Origin of the sequence: Nocardiopsis metallicus, assembly GCF_014201115.1 — a bacterium.
GTDB lineage: Bacteria > Actinomycetota > Actinomycetes > Streptosporangiales > Streptosporangiaceae > Nocardiopsis > Nocardiopsis metallicus.
The window spans coordinates 1625007-1642717 of record NZ_JACHDO010000001.1 but is presented as its reverse complement, the minus strand read 5'-3'; the positions used below and the strand labels follow the sequence as shown (position 1 = coordinate 1642717).

At 72.1% G+C, this 17711-nt stretch carries 12 protein-coding genes; 8 read left to right on the top strand and 4 right to left on the bottom strand.

Features of this window, described 5'->3' with window-relative positions; genetic code table 11:
* Positions 1 to 323: 323 nt before the first annotated feature.
* The gene (locus HNR07_RS06845) at positions 324 to 845 is read left to right on the top strand and encodes a GNAT family N-acetyltransferase (protein WP_184363379.1); all 522 of its coding nucleotides are present in this window, start codon (positions 324 to 326) and stop codon (positions 843 to 845) included.
* Between the two features lie 91 nt (positions 846 to 936).
* Here HNR07_RS06845 and HNR07_RS06840 read toward each other — a convergent pair whose 3' ends face one another.
* The gene (locus HNR07_RS06840) at positions 937 to 1347 is read right to left on the bottom strand and encodes a DUF2000 domain-containing protein (protein WP_184363376.1); all 411 of its coding nucleotides are present in this window, start codon (positions 1345 to 1347) and stop codon (positions 937 to 939) included.
* A 261-nt stretch (positions 1348 to 1608) separates the two neighbouring features.
* On the opposite strand from HNR07_RS06840, the gene HNR07_RS06835 reads away from it, so the two are divergent.
* Positions 1609 to 1767 carry a hypothetical protein gene (locus HNR07_RS06835; protein WP_184363373.1) on the top strand — a complete coding sequence of 53 codons (159 nt, stop codon included), beginning with the start codon at positions 1609 to 1611 and terminating at the stop codon, positions 1765 to 1767.
* A gap of 37 nt (positions 1768 to 1804) precedes the next feature.
* Here the strand turns inward: HNR07_RS06835 and HNR07_RS06830 are convergent, their stop codons facing one another.
* The gene (locus HNR07_RS06830; protein WP_184363370.1) at positions 1805 to 2794 is read right to left on the bottom strand and encodes a GNAT family N-acetyltransferase; all 990 of its coding nucleotides are present in this window, start codon (positions 2792 to 2794) and stop codon (positions 1805 to 1807) included.
* 485 nt (positions 2795 to 3279) lie between these two features.
* Between HNR07_RS06830 and HNR07_RS06825 the strand changes: the two genes are divergently transcribed.
* The 3 genes from HNR07_RS06825 to HNR07_RS06815 all read left to right on the top strand — a co-directional run bounded on the left by HNR07_RS06825 (position 3280) and on the right by HNR07_RS06815 (position 8373).
* A complete protein-coding gene (locus tag HNR07_RS06825; protein WP_184371620.1) occupies positions 3280 to 4692 on the top strand; it encodes an MFS transporter in 1413 nt (470 codons plus the stop codon).
* Entirely contained in the window at positions 4689 to 6809 is a 2121-nt protein-coding gene (locus HNR07_RS06820) for a molybdopterin oxidoreductase family protein (RefSeq protein WP_184363367.1), read from the top strand. Before HNR07_RS06825 ends, HNR07_RS06820 begins: the two co-directional genes overlap by 4 nt.
* Before the next feature lie 82 nt (positions 6810 to 6891).
* Positions 6892 to 8373 carry an FAD-dependent oxidoreductase gene (locus HNR07_RS06815; protein WP_184363364.1) on the top strand — a complete coding sequence of 494 codons (1482 nt, stop codon included), beginning with the start codon at positions 6892 to 6894 and terminating at the stop codon, positions 8371 to 8373.
* Between the two features lie 92 nt (positions 8374 to 8465).
* Here HNR07_RS06815 and HNR07_RS06810 read toward each other — a convergent pair whose 3' ends face one another.
* Positions 8466 to 8954: an anthrone oxygenase family protein gene (locus tag HNR07_RS06810; RefSeq protein ID WP_184363361.1), complete on the bottom strand. Its 489-nt coding sequence runs from the start codon at positions 8952 to 8954 to the stop codon at positions 8466 to 8468.
* 231 nt (positions 8955 to 9185) lie between these two features.
* Between HNR07_RS06810 and HNR07_RS06805 the strand changes: the two genes are divergently transcribed.
* The 3 genes from HNR07_RS06805 to HNR07_RS06795 all read left to right on the top strand — a co-directional run bounded on the left by HNR07_RS06805 (position 9186) and on the right by HNR07_RS06795 (position 15910).
* Positions 9186 to 12128: a helix-turn-helix transcriptional regulator gene (locus tag HNR07_RS06805; protein WP_184363358.1), complete on the top strand. Its 2943-nt coding sequence runs from the start codon at positions 9186 to 9188 to the stop codon at positions 12126 to 12128.
* A 217-nt stretch (positions 12129 to 12345) separates the two neighbouring features.
* Complete coding sequence (locus tag HNR07_RS06800; protein ID WP_184363355.1) at positions 12346 to 14109, top strand: S8 family serine peptidase; 1764 nt, start codon at positions 12346 to 12348, stop codon at positions 14107 to 14109.
* Between the two features lie 184 nt (positions 14110 to 14293).
* Positions 14294 to 15910, top strand: a complete 1617-nt coding sequence (locus HNR07_RS06795; RefSeq protein WP_184363352.1) for an OmpA family protein — start codon at positions 14294 to 14296, stop codon at positions 15908 to 15910.
* Between the two features lie 117 nt (positions 15911 to 16027).
* Here HNR07_RS06795 and HNR07_RS06790 read toward each other — a convergent pair whose 3' ends face one another.
* The gene (locus HNR07_RS06790; RefSeq protein WP_246420171.1) at positions 16028 to 17260 is read right to left on the bottom strand and encodes a hypothetical protein; all 1233 of its coding nucleotides are present in this window, start codon (positions 17258 to 17260) and stop codon (positions 16028 to 16030) included.
* Positions 17261 to 17711: the final 451 nt, after the last annotated feature.

Below are 17711 nucleotides of genomic sequence, written 5' to 3'. Positions count from 1 at the left end.
CTCCACGCCGTCGCACCGCCTTGTCCGCAGGGCTTCCCGGACTTCGGAAAGCCCATGGATGAGACACCCTAGCCAGCGGTACGGTTCCCACAGGAGGTCCGGGCAACACGAATCCGGAGTGAACGCTCCCACCTCGGGGAACACCCAGGTTCCTGATAGCGTTGGCCCTCGCGGAGCCGGGAGTCGGCCGCGTGGACCCACCTGGGGTGAGTTGATGACTGTCAATACCGGCGCTGCCGTGAGCAGCGCCCTCGGTCCTTCCCACCTTCGGGTCCCGGCCCAGAACGCTCAACGGGACCCCTGAGATCCAAAGGTCCTTGACGTTGTCCACTTCCGCTCACGCCTGGTCCACCCGACCCGAGACCAGCGCTGACACCGCCACCATCCACGCCGTCAACAGCGCCGCCTTCGGGACCCCGGCCGAAGCCGACCTCGTCGACGCCCTGCGTGCCGACACCGAAGCGTGGATCGAGGGCCTGTCCGTCGTCACCGAGTCCGCTGACGGCGCCCTCGTCGGGCACGCGCTCTTCACCCGTTGCCACGTCGACGGCCACCCGGCCCTGGCGCTGGCTCCGTGCGCGGTGCTACCCGAATACCAGGGCACCGGCGCCGGTTCGGCCGCCATCCGCGCCGGGTTGGAGTCCGCCCGCGCCATGGGTGAGAACCTCGTCCTGGTGCTGGGGCACGCCGACTACTACCCGAGGTTCGGGTTCGCCCCGGCCTCCGGGTTCGGGGTGCGCGCCCCGTTCGAGGTTCCGGACGAGGCCATGATGGCTCTTTCCCTGGACCCCTCGCGCGAGACCCCGCGCGGCACCATCCAGTACCCGGCCGCCTTCGGTATCTGAACGCTGATCCGCTCTTCCGGGTGGAACGGCGCCCCCGCCACGCGAGTTGGCGGCGGGGGCGCTTCGTCGTACCGGCCCGTGCCGGGCCCGCTCAGCCGGCCAGGGACAGCCTCCCGGTCAGCTTGTTGACGTCCTTCTTCGGGCCGAACACCGCCAGCCCCACGTACTCCAGCTGTTCCGGGGCGGTCTGCGCGAGCCGGTCCAGGTAGTCCACGTAGGTGCGTGAGCCGCGAGCGACCTCGTTGAAGCCCACCACCGTCAGGTCGCGCTCATCAGCCAGGGCCTTGATCCGGCGCAGCTGCTCTCCGGTGGCGGCCAGGGTCGGCACCGGGTGCGGGTTGATCCCGGCGTGCAGGTGTCCCCGCGCGTCTTTACCGTCGGCCCCCAACGAGTTCTCCAACCGTGCTCCCAGGGCGAGCCCGAGCACCGCACTGGCGTTGGCGGCCACCGCGAGCTCCAGGTCCGAGCGCAGGACGACGACCAGCTTGGTGGACATGCTCATGAATTTCTCCCCGTTCATATGTCGTGCGAACCAGGAAGAAAGTAGCTGGAGAAGCAGCTCTATGGGTGGTTTGCCGAACACTATTCTGCCATGACACCAAACTGGCCACCATGGGTGAACGTGGTTCGGTGATCGTGCGGGACCTCCGACAGGATGCGCGGGGCGAGGAAGCCGCCGCGGTCAGGGAACCCGAGGAATGTTCAGCACGTCCGATGACGGACGGCAGGCACAAGGCGCCGAGGAACACAGGGGAGAAGGCGGATGGGCGAGAAACCAAGCCAGGGCACCGGGATCGCGCTCGGGTTGGGCTTCGGAGTCGTCTTCGGGGCGGCTTTGGACAACCTGGCCCTGGGCATCGCGCTCGGGCTGATCTTCGGTCTGGCCTTCGGCGCCCGGGAGCCCCGCGAAGGCGAGGAGTAGCCCCGCCCTGGGGCCCGGGCCCCAGGCCTCGGGCGCCTCAACGCCCGGTCAGGTCCTCCTCGACCAGGTAACGCCCGCCAGCCAGCTCGTAACGCAGTGCCCTGTTGAGCTCCAGCATCGCCGTGTTCCCCTCGTCCACGGCCACCGCCATCCTTCTGACGTGTGGGAACAGGTCGTGTACCCGCAGTGTCTGATTGGCCTTGACCCGGGTGGCCAGTCCCCGGCGCCGATGGTCCGGCGACACCGCGGTCACGTACTGCCTGGCGACCAGCGACTGACCCACCGTGGTGGCCGTGGCCGCGACCACCTGGTCCGAGGTGCGGTCCAGGGCAGCGCACACCACCAGCTGCGACCCGTCCTGGACGACCTCGCGTTCCCATTCGCGTACCTGCTGCGGGGCCCATGCCCGCTCAACCAGGGGCCGTGCACCCTCGATCGCGTCGATCGAGTACACGGCCACCTGCCCGAAGGAGGCCACCAGGTTCTCGGGTGCCGTGCCCTCCCAGTGGGTGACCAGGTAGCCGCGCGCGGGGCGTGCCGCCAGGTGCCAGCAGTGTTCCAGGGTCTCCTCGTCCAGCTGCTGCTCCTGCACCCTGAACGGGATCAGGGTGCGCGGGCGCCCGTCGGAGCGGGCGAAGGCCTCCATCTCCGGTCCGGTCAGGGTGTGGCTGCGCAGACGCTCCATTCCCAGGGCGCGGGCCCGCTCCACCGCGGCCTCGCGCAATCGGGTCCCCATGCCCCGTCGGCGGGCCGGTTCGGCAACGTACAGGCGCAGCAGCCCGACCTTCGGGTTGTAGGGCTGCCTGCGCAGCTCGGCCACGCCCTGGATGGGCTCGCCCGGCGCGCTCCGGGCCGACCAACACCAGTTCTGGCCCGCGCGTTTGGTACGCAGCTGGTCGGCCAGGTCCTGGGGGCGGGGCGCGCTGCCCATCAATTCGTTCATACCGTGGCTGTGCAGCGCGGTCCAGGCGGCCAGCTCCTCGGCCGGGGCCGTGCTGGGTTCGAGAACTTCCACCACTGAGCTCACGACACCACGTTGCCACACCTGGGCCCGGACTGTCTCCCACCACACAGTTCAAATCCATGCCGATTCACCCCGGCTCTCACCAGCGGAGACAGCCCATGAGCCAGGTCCTCCTCCGCTTGCACGGGCATGAGCCGCCCCTGCTGTTCAGGGCCGCGACCGCAGCGGTCGGACCGGCCGGTGGCATAGGCCACAACGCAGGCCGCCAGGTCGGGGATCGCGGTCGTGACAGGATCAAAGGCCTCGAAGGTGAGGGCTCACCCCGCAACCGTGTCGCACCAGGGCGTTCCCATCCCCGAACCGTGACGCCTCAGGGCCTCCCGTCCCCCGTACGGGCACGCCCGCTCCGGCACCGGAGCTCATCTCACCGTGCCCGCACCCGCCGGGTGAGACAGGTGTTTCCCGTGTGTTACGGCCCGACACATTCAGGCAACGACCCCTGCCTACCTTCGGTTATGTCAGCACCCGTCGAGCAGGAAGGCCTGGTCGTGACCTCCGAGACCGGAACACGCGTGCCACGCACCGGACCGAGCTGGATCTCCCGTTGGGACCCCGAGGACCGGGAATTCTGGGAGAGCACCGGACGCCCGGTAGCCCGCCGCAACCTGTGGGCCTCCATCGCCTCCGAGCACATCGGTTTCTCGGTGTGGTCGATCTGGTCCGTGCTGGTGCTCTTCATGATCCCCGAGCACGGTTTCTCCACCACACCCGAGCAGAAGTTCCTGCTGTTGTCGGTGGTCACCCTGGTCGGGGCCGTGCTGAGGGTGCCCTACACCCTGGCGGTACCGATCTTCGGCGGCCGCAACTGGACGATCATCTCCACCTTCCTGCTGCTGGTACCCACCGCGGCCGCGTTCTTCCTGGTGCAAAACCCCGACACCCCGTTCTGGCTGATGATGGTGCTGGCCGCCACCGCCGGCCTGGGCGGCGGCAACTTCTCCTCCTCGATGGCCAACATCAACTCCTACTTCCCCGAACGGGAGAAGGGGTGGGCGCTGGGGCTCAACGCGGGCGGCGGCAACATCGGCGTGGCCACCGTCCAGCTGGTGGGCCTGGCCGTGATCGCCCTGTTCACCACCTCGGCCGGATACCTGGTCCCGCTGTTCTACGCCCCGCTGATCCTGCTCGCCGCCTGGTGGGCGACGCGTTCGATGAACAACCTGGTCAACGTTGGCAGCGACATCCCCGCGCAGCTCTCGGCCACCAGGGACCGCCACTTCTGGATCATGTCGGTGCTCTACATCGGTACCTTCGGCTCCTTCATCGGCACCGGCTTCGCCTTCGGTCTCCTGCTGCAGTCCCAGTTCGGGCTGGTGCCCATCCAGGCTGCCGCCATCGCCGTCCTGGGCCCGGTGATCGGCTCCCTGATCCGCCCGGTCGGCGGCCGGATGGCCGACGCCCTGGGCGGTGCCCGCGTGACCCTGTGGGTGTTCCTGGCGATGGCCGTGTGCGCCACGGTCCTGGTGCTGGCGGTCCAGGCCGCACAGCTGGTGCTGTTCGTGGGCGCGTTCGCGGTGATGTTCACGCTCACCGGGTTGGGCAACGGCTCCACCTACAAGATGATCCCCTCCATCTACGCGGCCAAGGCCGAGGACGCGATCGCCGCTGGTGAGCCCCGTGAGCAGGCGCTGGCCCGTACCAAGCGCACCGCCTCCTCCATGCTCGGGCTGATCGGCGCGGTCGGCGCGCTGGGCGGGGTGGGCATCAACGTCACCTTCCGTGAGGCCTTCGCCGCCACCGGCTCCACGGCGCCCGCCTTCGCTGCCTTCGGGGTCTTCTACCTGGTTTGCGCGGCCATCACCTACCTGGTGTACCTTCGTCGCCCGGCCACCGCCGCACCCTCCACCGCCACCGGTGCCGGGACCACCCCGGGCGCCGCCCAGGAAACGGCCACCCGATGAACCCGCCCAGCGCCTCGACCCGCACCCACTGCCCCTACTGCGCCCTGCAGTGCGCCATGCACCTGGACACCGGGGCCGACGGACGCCTGTCCGCCCGCCCCGCCGACTTCCCCACCAACCGGGGCGGGCTGTGCCGCAAGGGCTGGACCTCCGCCGACGTCCTCACCGTCCCCGACCGCCTCAACCGCCCCCTGCTCCGCAAGGACCGCGACTCCGACCTGGTCGAGGTCGACTGGGACACCGCCCTGGACCACATCGCCGAACGCCTGCTGGCCCTGCGCGCAGAGTCCGGCCCCGACACCGTCTCGGTCTTCGGCAGCGGCGGGCTCACCAACGAGAAGTCCTACGCCCTGGGCAAGTTCGCCCGCCTGGCCCTGGGCACCTCCCAGATCGACTACAACGGCCGCTTCTGTATGTCCTCCGCGGCGGCCGCGGGCATGCGCGCCTTCGGACTGGACCGGGGCATGCCCTTCCCGCTCACCGACGTCGGCTCGGCCGAAGTGGTCCTGCTGGCCGGGGCCAACCCCGCCGAGACCATGCCGCCGATGATGGGCCACCTGTCCGCACCCGCACTCATCGTCATCGACCCCCGCCGCACCGCCACCGCCCGGGTCGCACTCGACAACGGCGGCCTGCACCTGGCCCCGCGCCCGGGCACCGACCTGGCCCTGGCCCTGAGCCTGCTGCACGCCGTCCGCGTCCAGGGCTGGGTGGACACCGACTACGTCGCCGCACGCACCAGCGGGTTCGAACCGGCATGGGAACACGCCGCGGCCTGGTGGCCCGAGCAGACCGAACTCCTCACCGGGGTGCCCGCCGAGCAGATCCGCGCCGCCGCCGACCTGCTCGGAAAAGCCGCCCGCAACCACTCGGCCTACATCCTGACCGGGCGCGGCACCGAACAGCACGCCAAGGGCACCGACACCGTCTCGGCCTGGATCAACCTGGCCCTGGCCCTGGGACTGCCCGGCCGCGCGGGTTCGGGCTACGGGTGCATCACCGGGCAGGGCAACGGCCAGGGCGGACGCGAACACGGCCAAAAGGCCGACCAGCTGCCCGGGTACCGCAAGATCGACGACCCCGCCGCCCGCGACCACGTGGCCCGGGTGTGGGGCGTGGACCCCGACTCCCTGCCCGGACCCGGACGCAGCGCCTTCGAACTCCTGGACGCCCTGGGCACCCCCGGCGGTCCGCGCGCCATGCTGCTGTTCGGCTCCAACCCGGTGGTCTCGGCCCCCGACGCCGGGCGGGTGCGTGAGCGCCTGGTCGGCCTGGACCTGCTGGTGGCCGCCGACTTCGTGCTCTCGGAGACCGCCGCCCTGGCCGACGTGGTCCTGCCGGTGGCTCAGTGGGCCGAGGAGTCGGGCACCATGACCAACCTGGAGGGGCGAGTGCTGCGCCGCCGCCGCGCGATCCCGCCGCCCGAAGGCGTACGCACCGACCTGGAGGTGCTCTCGGCCCTGGCGGTGCGCCTGGGCCAGCCCGCCGAACGCTTTCCCACCGAACCCGACACCGTGCTGGCCGAGCTGGGCGCGGCCTCGGCCGGGGGAGCCGCCGACTACTCCGGCGTCACCCCCGAACGCCTGGCGGCGGGGGAGGCCCTGCACTGGCCGGTACGCGCGGGCCAGGAGCCCACGCCCCGCCTGTTCCTGGACTCCTTCGCCCACCCCGACGGCCGCGCCCGGTTCACGGCCGTGGCCCACCGCCCCGCCGCCGAGGAACCCGACACCGAGTTCCCGCTGATCGCCACCACCGGGCGGCTCATGGGCCACTACCAGTCCGGGGCCCAGACCCGCCGGGTCCCCGAACTCAACAGCGCCGAACCCGAGGTGTACGTGGAGGTGCACCCCGACACCGCCGCCCGCGCGGGGCTGGCCGCCGGTGACCTGGCCCGGCTCACCTCCCGCCGGGGCCACACCAGCGCCCGGGTGCGCCTGGAGCCCACCGCCCGCCTGGACACGGTGTTCATGCCCTTCCACTACGCGGGGGCCCAGGCCGCCAACAACCTCACCCACCCAGCCCTGGACCCCACCAGCCGCATGCCGGAGTTCAAGGTCAGCGCCGTGCGGTTGGAACCCGAACCCGACCACGACCCCGCCACCGCAGCGGGCCGCTAGGGCGGCACAGCCGACTCCCCACGACAGCTTCACCCGGCCGACGCCGCCCGGGCAGGTACCACCCCACAGCAGGAGGCAGTAGTTGAGCACCGATCAGCGTGTGAGCGAGCAGAGCGTGTCAGCGCGTCGGATCGTGGTCGTGGGCAACGGCATGGTCGGGGCCCGCTTCGCCGAGGAGGTAGCCCGGCTGGACCCCGAGGGTGAACGCGTCCACGTCACCGTGGTGGGCACCGAACACCACCCGGCCTACAACCGCGTCCTGCTCTCGGGGGTGGTCGCGGGCGACTACACACCCGACCAGATCAACCTTCCGGTACCGCGCACCCCCGGGGTGAGCGTGCGCACGGGGGTGAGCGCCACCGCCCTGGACACGACCGAACGCCGGGTGGACCTGGACGACGGCACCCATCTGCCCTACGACGAGCTGGTCCTGGCCACCGGCGCCCGCGCCGCCTTCCCGCCCATCCCCGGGGTCAGCGCCTCCGACGGCGTACCAGGGGAAGGGGTGAGCGCTCTGCGCGACCTCGCCGACTGCGAGCGCCTGCTCTCCCTGGTCCGTCCCGGCGCCCCCGTGGTGGTCCTGGGCGGCGGTGTCCTGGGTTTGGAAGCCGCCCGCGGACTGGTCGGGCGCGGGGCCCGGGTGTGCGTGGTGGAGTCCTCGCCCTGGATCATGCGCCGGCAGATCGACCAGAGCGCGGCCAAGGTACTGGCCAGCTGCTACGAGGACCTGGGGGTGAGCGTCCACTCCTGGCGGGTGGCCTCGCGGTGGATCCCGGGTACCGGTCTGGAGCTGGATGACGGCCGGGTCCTGCCGGGTGACGCCCTGGTGGTCACCGCTGGTGTGCGCGCCAACGTCGAGCTGGCCAAGGCGGCCGGGATCGAGGCTGAGCACGGGGTGCTCGTGGACGACGCCCTGGCCACCTCCGACGCCCGCGTGCACGCCATCGGTGACTGCGCCCAGCACCCCGGAGGCGGGGCCGGGCTGGTCCAGCCCGGGTGGGAGCAGGCCTCGGTTCTGGCTCGGCGGCTCACCGGGGCCGCGCCCCAGGCCCGTTACTCGGGGGCGCGTCCGCTCACCCGGCTCAAGGCCCAGGGCATCGAACTCACCTCGTTCGGTCTGGTGCAGGAGGACGACTTGGGGCCCGAGATGGAGACGGTGACGGTCAGCGACCCCTACGGGCGCCGCTACGCCAAGCTCACGGTGAGCGAGGAACGGGTGGTGGGCGCGGTCCTGCTCGGGTTCGCGCAGGCGGCGGCCACCCTGTCCCAGCTCTACGACACCGGCGCCCCGGTGCCCGCCGACCGGCTGGCCCTGCTGCAGGGACTGCCCACCGCCCCACCGGTGGATCAGGCGGGCCAGGGCACGGGCGCCCCGGCCCTGGTGTGCCGGTGCAACGCGGTCAGCCGCGAGGACATCGAGCAGGCCTGGCTGGACGGTGCGCGCACCCGCGAAGGCATCGCCGAGCGCACCCGCGCCACCACCGGCTGCGGGGGTTGCGTGCGGGACGTGAACGCCTTGCTGTCGGGGATGGAGAGCGGCCGCAGCGCCGAACCGGTGGGCTGACCGCCCTGGTGCGGGCCCGTCCCGAACCAGGGCAAGGGGCGCCCCGGCACCCGGGCCGCCCGGCAGTCCGGGCCGCCTGTACGCCACCGGGGTCAGCCGGTGACCAGGGCCACCACCGCGCAGACCAGAGCCGCCGCCGAGGCCAGCGAACGCAGGTGGTTCCACCGCACCCACACCGGCTCGAAGGCGGCGCGCACCGCCGCCGGATCCTGGATCCGTGCCGGAGCGCCGGCCCGCTCCAAGGCGTCGTTGCGGGGCACGTTCACCGCGAAGGTGACCACCACCGTGGCCGCCATCAGCACCAGCGCCGCCCCCGACCACACCGCGGAGCCATGCGCTCCGGCCGCGAAGAACAACGCCGTCGAACCCAGCGCCGCCACCGGGGCACCCACGAACACCAGGGCGAACACGGGGTTGAGGATGGCGGTGTTCATCCCCCGCATGGCCTCGACCATCACCCGGTCACCGGCGCGCGCCAGCCCGGGCATCACCGCCATCGAAAAGGCCAGGAACAGCCCCGCGAACAGCCCTGCCAGCACGGCGGCCAACACCGGCACGACCCCCAACACCATCTCCGCCATCGGAACGTGCCCTCCCCCCCCCGGCCGTGCCGCCCACGCGGCACGTCACGCCTCCCACCGAAGCACCACCGGGGCCCGGACGCCATACGCCGGAGTCCACCGCACCTACGGCACCGTCTGCGCCCGACCGGCGACCCGTTGAACGGCCCGTCCGAAACCGGTCACCAACGAAGCCGATACGTAACTTCTCTCCCTCTACCGCGAAGCCCACCGTGCCTATACCGTGACCGCGTGTGCTCCCCCCCACTCGTCGGGCGCGACACGGAACGACGGCAGCTGCGCAAGGCAGCGGTTCCCGGCACCATCGTCCTGTTGTCAGGGACAGCCGGAACAGGCAAGACCCGCCTGGTCCAGGAACTGCACGAGGCCACCGACAGCACCGTACTGACCGGACACTGCCCGCCCCGCACCGACCCCTTCCCCTACGCGCCCGTCGTCGAGGCCCTGCGCCACGCCCCGATCCCGGCCGGGCTCAGCCCGCTGTGCGGCGCGCTGGCCCTCCTGATGCCCGAGCACGGCGACCTGCTGCCCCCACCGCCGCCCCCGGCGGACCGGGCCGCCGAACACCACCGCACCTACCGCGCCCTGACCGAGCTCCTGAGCGCCCTGGGGCCCACCACCCTGATCCTGGAGGACGCGCAGTGGATCGACCCGGCCACCCGTGACCTGCTCACCTACCTGACGCCCCGGCTGCCCGCCAACCTCACACTGGTTCTGACCTACCGCCCCGAGGAACTCCCGCGCGCCTTCCCCGCGGCCGCGCTGGCCGCCCGCACCCCGCCAGGCACCGAGCACCACGAAATCACCCTGGGCCCCCTGCCACCCGAACACGTCCACACCCTGGCCCAGCGCCTGCTCACCGCCGAGGCCTCCCGCGAGGACGCCGAGCACCTGCACGCCTGGACCGGCGGCCTTCCCCTGGCCGTGGTGGAGACCCTGCGCCACCTGGCCCAGCCCCGCGGTGCCCCGGGCGAGGCGGTCGTGCCCGCCACCCCGCCGATCCCCGCCCCCCTGCGCGACTGGCTCCTGGACCGCCTGCGCTCGGTGGACCGCAACACCCGCCGACTGGTCCGCGCCGCCTGCGTCCTGGACCAGCCCGCCACCGACACCCAACTGGCCCGCGTGGCCGCACTGTCCACCGCCCGCGCCGAAAAGGCCCTGGCCCGAGCCCACCAACGCGGCCTGCTGCGCTCCCTGGGCCCGGCCACCCTGGAACCCCACACCCCGCTGCTACGCCAGGCCTGCTACACCTCCCTGCCCCGCGACAAACGCCGCCAGCTGCACCGGGCCGCCCTCCAGGTCCTGGGCGAACAGACCGAACCACCGCACGCCCGCATGGCCCACCACGCCCGCGAAGCCGGGCTGCTGGACGCCTGGACCGACCACGCCGAACTCGCCGCGGACCAGGCCCTGGCCCGCGGTGAGGACACCACCGCCGTCGCCCTGCTGCGCGACGCCCTCACCCGCCGCTGCCTGCCCCCGCGCCGCCGCTGCGACCTCGCACTCAAACTCGGCCGCGCCGCCCTGACCGGTATCTCCGCCGAACACACCATCGCCCTGCTGCGCGACGTCCTGGACACCCCCGGCCTGTGCTCTGCCGAACGCGGCGAACTACGCATGGAACTGGGCCTGCTCCTGCTCAACCAGGCCTCCCGCAACCGCTCCGCCCGCGGCGAGCTCGTCCGCGCCGCCGCCGAACTCTCCTCCCGCCCCGCCCTGGCCGCCCGCGTCATGTGCGCCCTGGCCGTGCCCCGCTCCACCCCCGACTCGGTGGCCACCCACCGGCGCTGGATGGAACAGGCAGTCCAGGCCGCCCAGCGCAGCCAGGACCCCGCGGTGGACCAGACCGTGCGCGTCAACCAGGCCACCCTTCTCGCCCAGATCGGTGACCCGGCCGCCTGGGACGTGGCCCTGCCCCGCCCCGACGACACCCCGCCCCACCGCAACCCCCAGGCCCTGGCCCGGCGCCGCGAGTTCTCCCGCGCCTCACTGAACCTGGCCGACGCCGCCGTCATCCTGGGCCACTACGACCGGGCCGACCGCCACCTGGCCGATGTCACCGGCGCCTGCGACCCCTACATCCGCGAGAGCGCGCGGGTGCTGCGCCTGATCCTGGACTGGAACCGCGGCCACTGGTCCGACCTGGCCGAACGCACCGAACACGACCTGCGCTCGGGGCGACTGGCCCACCTGCACTCGGTCACCGCCGAACTCGCCGTGGTGCGTGCCGCCCTGGCCCTGGCCCACGGCGACCCGGCCACCACACGCACCCACCTGGACCGGATCCTGCCCGGCCCCGCCAACCCCGGGCCCACCACCACTCACCACAGCCCCACCGACCGTGCCGGACACATCAACCACACCGGCCCCACCGGCACCGCGACCAACCACGTACCCCCCGACCACGCGACCCCTGACTACACCGTGCCCGTGCGCGCCTTCGCCGCCGGACTACTGGCCCGCATGGCCCTGGCCCAAGGCGACGCCAACGCCGCCTGGCAGCGGGTGGAAGGCCTGGTCTCCCTCGTGGCCAGCAAGGGCATCTGGGTCTGGGCCGCCGACCTGGTGCCGGGCATCGAGGCCCTCCTGCTGTGCCGAAGACGCGCGGTGGCCCAGGACCTGAGCACCCGCTTCCGCGCCGGACTGCGGGGCACCAGCGCACCGGCCGCCCAGGCCGCCCTCATCCGCCTCGAAGCCGCCCTGGCCCACCACAACGGCCAGCACGACCGCGCCCTGCACCTGTACACCGAGGCCGAGGCCGCCTACCGGGACATGCCCCGCCCCTACGACGCCGCCCAGGTCCGCGAGGCCTCCGCCCACACCCACCTGGCCGCTGCCAGCGGCCAGGGCCCCGGACTGGGGGTGACCACACTCCAGGCCGCCCTGGAGCAGTACACCGAACTCGGCGCCACCTGGGACGCCGCCCGCGTACGCCGCCTGCTACGCGAGCACGGCCTCAACCCGCCCCCGGCCAGAACAGGGGGTTCGGGCAACGAGCGCCTCTCACCCCGGGAGAACGAGATCACCGCCCTGGCCGGGCGCGGACACACCAACCGCGAGATCGCCGCGCTCCTGCACCTGTCCCCGCGCACTGTGGAGACCCACGTGGCCAACGCCCTGGCCAAACTCGGCCTGCGCTCACGCCGCGACCTGACCCCGCCCGCCGACCCCTGAGAACGCCACAGAACCGCACGCGCCCCTGGGCCCCAGGGCACACCCGGCCCCTGGACCACCCCTGCGGCACTACGTAGTCGCCACCCCCGGCCCGAACTACGTAGTGACTACGTATTGCCTGGCTCCACCGAGCGACACATCATGACTCTCGGGTGGCCACCCTTCCACAATCCCCCAACCCCCCGCAGTTCCCCGCCACAGAAGGGTCCCCGCACACATGCGCAAGTTCGGTGCAGTGATCGCCGCCGCGGCCTTACTGCCGATCCTGGCCGTAGGCCCCGCCGCAGCCGACCCCGACCTCCCCTCCTTCCTCGACACCACCGACCCCGCCGAGCGCACCTACATCGTCGTCCTGGACGAGAGCGCCGACCCCGAAACCGTCGCCGAACGCCACGGGGACGACCCCCTGGGCGTGTACGAGCACGCCCTGACCGGCTACGCCGCGGACATGACCGCCGCCGACGCCGCCGAACTGCTCCAGGACAGCGACGTGGCCTACGTCCAGGAGGACCAGGTCGTCGAAGCCTTCGACCAGGACATCCCCAACGGCATCGCCCGGGTCTTCGCCCCCGACAACCCCAACCTCCAGATCGACGGCCAGGAGAACTACGTCCCCGACGTGGCCATCGCCGTCCTGGACACCGGGGTCGACGGCAACCACCCCGACCTGAACGTGGTGGACTCGGTCAACTGCACCAGCGGCACCTGTGTGCCCAACAGCGCCACCGACGGCAACGGCCACGGCACCCACGTGGCCGGCAGCGCCGCCGCCATCGACAACGACCTGGGCGTGGTGGGCGTGGCCCCCGGCGCCGACGTGTGGAACGTCCAGGTCCTGACCGCGAGCGGCAGCGGCAGCCTCGCCGGGATCGCCGCGGGCGTGGACTACGTCACCGCCAACGCCGGCCAGATCGGCGTGGCCAACATGAGCCTGGGCTGCCAGGGCTGCACCGACCAGGCCCTGACCCAGGCCATCACCAACTCCGTCGCCGAGGGCGTCGCCTACGCCGTGGCCGCGGGCAACAGCGCACGCGACGCGGCCAACTTCTTCCCGGCCAACCACCCCGACGTGCTCACCGTCTCCTCCATGGCCGACTCCGACGGCGCCCCCGGCGGTATCGGCGGCCCGCTCACCTGCCGCGCCGACCAGGACGACACCCTGTCCACGTTCTCCAACTTCGGCGCCACCATCGACATCGCCGCCCCCGGCTCCTGCATCACCTCCACCATGCCCGGCGGCGGGTACGGCACCATGAGCGGCACCTCCATGGCCGCCCCGCACGCGGCCGGCGGCCTGGCCCTGCTCGCGGTCGGCGACGCCAAGCCCACCGACCGCGCCGGTGTCCTGGCCATCTACGACACCCTGACCAGCGCGGGCAACTACGACTGGAACGACACCTCCGGCGACGGCATCCACGAGCCCCTGCTCGACGTGGGCGACCCCGACGTCTTCCCCGCCGACGGTGAGACCACCCCGCCCCAGGGCCCGGTCGCCTCACTCGCCCACTCCTGCGACGACACCACCCTGACCTGCTCCTTCGACGGCTCCGGCAGCGCCGGTGAGGTCACCGACTGGACCTGGGAGTTCGGCGACGGCAACGGTGGCACCGGCACCACCACCGAGCACACCTACGCCGCCGAGGGCGACTACACCGTCACCCTGACCGTCACCGACGACGAGGGCCGCACCGACTCCGCCCAGGCCGAGATCTCCGTGGGCGCCCCCGACCACGTCGCGCCCACCGCCGACTTCAGCGGCTACTGCTACACGTTCTTCTACTTCTGCGAGGTGGACGCCTCCGGCTCCAGCGCCGGGGACGCCCCCATCACCTCCTACCGGTGGGACTTCGGTGACGGCGGTACCGCCAGCGGCTCCAGCGCCTGGCACTTCTACTCCGGACCGGGCACCTACACCATCACCCTGACCGTCACCGACGAGACCGGCGCGACCGGCTCGCTCAGCAAGACCGTCAGGCTGTAGCACCCGTAGATAGCCACCACACATCCCCCAGCGGCCCCCGCCCGATCCCCTCGGCGCGGGGGCCGCATCCGTGCCACAGTTAGACTCCCCGAACCAGCCGGCCACGCCAGGCGTCTGAGCCGCTGACGAACCATCCCGGCACCCCAGCCGGAACACGGCACCACCGCGAGGGAGTCCCCCGACCATGTCCCAACGAGCCCTTGGCGTGACCAGCGCGGTCCTCGCGCTGAGTATGGCCCTCAGCTCCTGCGGTCTCATCCGCGACCTGACCTCCGAAGAGGGCGAGGAGGGGAGCCCCACGGCAGAGACCGTGGAGGAGGTCTCCGCCGAGGACGTCGAACTCCCCTTCGTACGCACGGGCCGCATGTTCGTCGAGGGCGGCAACGACGTCGCCGTCGAGATGACCATCGACGCCCTGGAGCACAACGGCGAGTACCTGATGCTCGACATCAGCCGCAACATCCTGGAGTTCATCACCGGCGAGGAACTCAAGTACGCCGGCGCGCCCCTGCGCCTGGTCGACCCCGTCTCCGGCGAGGTGCTGGAACCCATCACCAGCGAAGAGCACGGCGAGCCCTACGGCACCTACTTCATCGAGGGCAGCGACCTGGACCCCATCCACGAGACCCTGCCCCAGCCCATCCGCCGGTACTTCCCCGCCCCCAGCGAGGACGTGGAGTTCCTGACCCTGACCGGTGCCACCGCCGGCCACGTGCCCGGCATCCCGGTCAGCTACGTCGACGAGTTCACCCCGTTGCCCGAACCCGACGTCCACGACTACATCGACCCCGAAACCTGGGTGATCATCCGGGACCTGCCCGAGGACGAGATCGTCTACCCCGAGAGCCCGCCGGAGCCGGGCCTGGAGACCGACGGGTTCGTCATGTCCATGGAGAGCTTCGTGGACAGCCCCACCGCCTCCACCACCCGCGCGGGCGACGAGGAGGTCATCGCCCTGCACGCGGACAACATGTTCGAGTTCGACGAGTCCGACCCCACCGACGAAGCCGTGGACACCATTCAGGAGGCGGCCCAGTCCATGCGGGAGAACCTGGGCGAGGGCACCGAGATCACCGTCATCGGCCACACCGACGGCAAGGGCGCGGACGACTACAACCAGGGCCTGTCCCAAGAGCGCGCCGAGGCCGTACGCGATCTGCTGGAGGAGGAGCTGGGTGCGGACTTCACCCTGACCACCGAGGGCCGGGGCAGCGACGAACCGGTCGCCGAGGAGGGCGGGGACGACGACGAGGAGGCCCGCGCCCGCAACCGCCGAGTGGAGTTCCAGTACGAGGTCCCCATGTCCGACACCGACTCCGAGGAGGGCGAGTCGGGTCTGGACGCGGCCAAGCGCCACGTGGGGCCGCCCGCGCCCTACTTCGAGGAACTGGACCCGTTCACCACGGTCACCCATGAGGACCTGGACCTGAACGTCTACCCGATGGTGCGCGACGGCGCCTACCTGTTCCAGATGGTGGGCTTCCAGAACTCCACCCTGTCCGACCTCGAAGCCGACCTGGAGGGCGACGAGGCCTCCCTGCCCGGCAGCCCCCAGCAGTACACCGAGGGCACCATGGGCGGTTTCCGCCTGGAGGAGCCGGGCAACGGCCTGATCCGCTACGTGATCCGCATCCGCGACGGTGAAGGCGAGTACGAGGACTTCGCCGACGAGATCTTCACCCTCTCCCCGGGCGAGGAGTACCTGGCGCTGTCGGTCTTCCCCGCCCCCGGCCCGGAGGTCGAGGAGATGACCCTGTACGCGGGTGCCTTCGGCGAGATCCCCGGGGTCCCCCTCCAGTAGGTCCCACAGCTCCCCTCAGGTAGAGCCAGCACACGGCAGAACGGGGGCGGCGCCCCTTCCCCCGCGGGGGAGCGGGCGCCGCCCCCGTGTCGCGCCGGAGCGGTGTCGGGCAGCCGGTCAGCGCTTGCGGGGCAGGAGGGGAGGCGCCGCCACCGGCCAGGCCTCGGGCAGGCCCCGCCCACACGCTCCGCACTCGGCGCGGCGGCGCACCGCGTAGGCCGCGGTCGCCACCGCCAGAGCCGCGCCCCACAGCGGCATCGCGCCGAACGCCACCGCGTGCGAACCCATTCCGGGTTCGACCCCGCCCAGCTGCCAGAACTGCACCAGGACGCTGCGCCCCATCCCCACCAGGGCCATCGCCACCAGCGTCGCGGGCAGCACCGCCAAGGTCACCGGCACCCGGCGACCGGCCAGCCCCACCATCCACCGGGGGAAGCGCACACCCCACCCCTGGACCAGGCCCAGCATGAGCACGGCGCCCAGCACACCGGCCGCCCCCAGTCCCAGCCCGGTCATCATCGCGGTCGGGTCCGAGGAGACCGCGGCGAAAGCCTCCTCCGCCATCCCCATGGAGTATCCGAACAGCCACGGCAACCGCAGCGCCGGGTAGAACAGGGCCAGGACGAGGGCGCCGACCACCGCGACCCTGCCCGTGCGCAGCGCCCGCCCCCGCAGCGCGCGTTCGGCGTCGGGGGTCCAGGCCGTGGTGCGTGCGCACCGCACGCATCCGCCGAGTCGCCGTCTGCGGTGGGTCAGCGACGCCCACGCCCAGATCCCCGCTCCCGCGGTGAAGTACAGCGTCTGGAGCAGGTGCGCGGACAGGGTCAGGGCGACGTAGTCCACCCCCAGGGCAGGTTCGACCCACACCAGCACCGGCATGGCCAGGCCGTAACCCAACCACACCAGCAGGGTGGAATCGATGTAGGCCAGCAGCAGTACGGCGAACACGGTCCAGGCCGAGGCCTCCAGCAGGCGCGGCGCGCGAGAGCGCGGCAGGAGCAGGGCGATCACCACTCCCAGGGCGCCGACCAGGAAGGTGACCGAGGCAGCCACCCCCAGGTGGCCGGTGGTGAGCAGGGCCCCGAAGGCGCTGGCCTCGGACAGCCCCGGGGGCACCACCCCGGTCAGCCAGCCCAACGCCATGCCCAGGGCCGCGGCCGACCAGGCCAGCGCGGCCCCGTAGGGCAGGGACCAGGCGGGCGGGTGACGGGTGCCGGGGGAGTGGTCGCGGCCGCGGGGAGCGGAACGCGGGTCGCAACCCACCGGTCCAGTAGCAGCAGCGGCGGTAGCGGACTGTCCAGCAGCAGCCGGAGTGGAACCGGTCGGGTCGGTACTGCGCGGGGCGGACATGAGCGGCTCCTTCGCGGGTGGGCGAACCTTCACCTCCACCCTGGCTCCAAAGACCGCCGGGTACCTCCCCAACAGGGGTGGTTCGGCCCCCTCGGCCTCCCCCGCAGGGGGGAGCCGGGCTCACCCCGAGTAGATGCTGTTGGCGAATCCGGGTGGGGGTCCGGGCTGTAGTCACCGTTTCCCACCGCTCGATGGCTGCCGTTTCCTCCGCGGGCGTCGAGGTCGTCGCCGTCGCGGCTTCGCCGAGCCATCAGGCGCTCCGGCTTGCCCCGCTTCGCTGCGACGGCGGTGGGCGGCTATAGGGAAACGGGCAGGAGTGGTCGGGTAGCAGACGGGCCCCAAGAGGCCCAAAAGCCAACGGCAACTGCCAACTGCGCGGCCTTGGGCCGGAGCCCTCCACCGGCCCGGCGGGAACCCCCTACCCGGCCCGGTGAACAGACCGATCGAAGCG

What these genes read in the sequence shown, in the direction of transcription:
- HNR07_RS06840 (WP_184363376.1), bottom strand. Translation starts at nt 1,347, where the DNA reads ATGAGCATGTCCACCAAGCTGGTCGTCGTCCTGCGCTCGGACCTGGAG.
- HNR07_RS06835 (WP_184363373.1), top strand. Translation starts at nt 1,609, where the DNA reads ATGGGCGAGAAACCAAGCCAGGGCACCGGGATCGCGCTCGGGTTGGGC.
- HNR07_RS06820 (WP_184363367.1), top strand. Translation starts at nt 4,689, where the DNA reads ATGAACCCGCCCAGCGCCTCGACCCGCACCCACTGCCCCTACTGCGCC.
- HNR07_RS06810 (WP_184363361.1), bottom strand. Translation starts at nt 8,954, where the DNA reads ATGGCGGAGATGGTGTTGGGGGTCGTGCCGGTGTTGGCCGCCGTGCTG.
- HNR07_RS06800 (WP_184363355.1), top strand. Translation starts at nt 12,346, where the DNA reads ATGCGCAAGTTCGGTGCAGTGATCGCCGCCGCGGCCTTACTGCCGATC.
- HNR07_RS06795 (WP_184363352.1), top strand. Translation starts at nt 14,294, where the DNA reads ATGTCCCAACGAGCCCTTGGCGTGACCAGCGCGGTCCTCGCGCTGAGT.
- HNR07_RS06790 (WP_246420171.1), bottom strand. Translation starts at nt 17,260, where the DNA reads ATGTCCGCCCCGCGCAGTACCGACCCGACCGGTTCCACTCCGGCTGCT.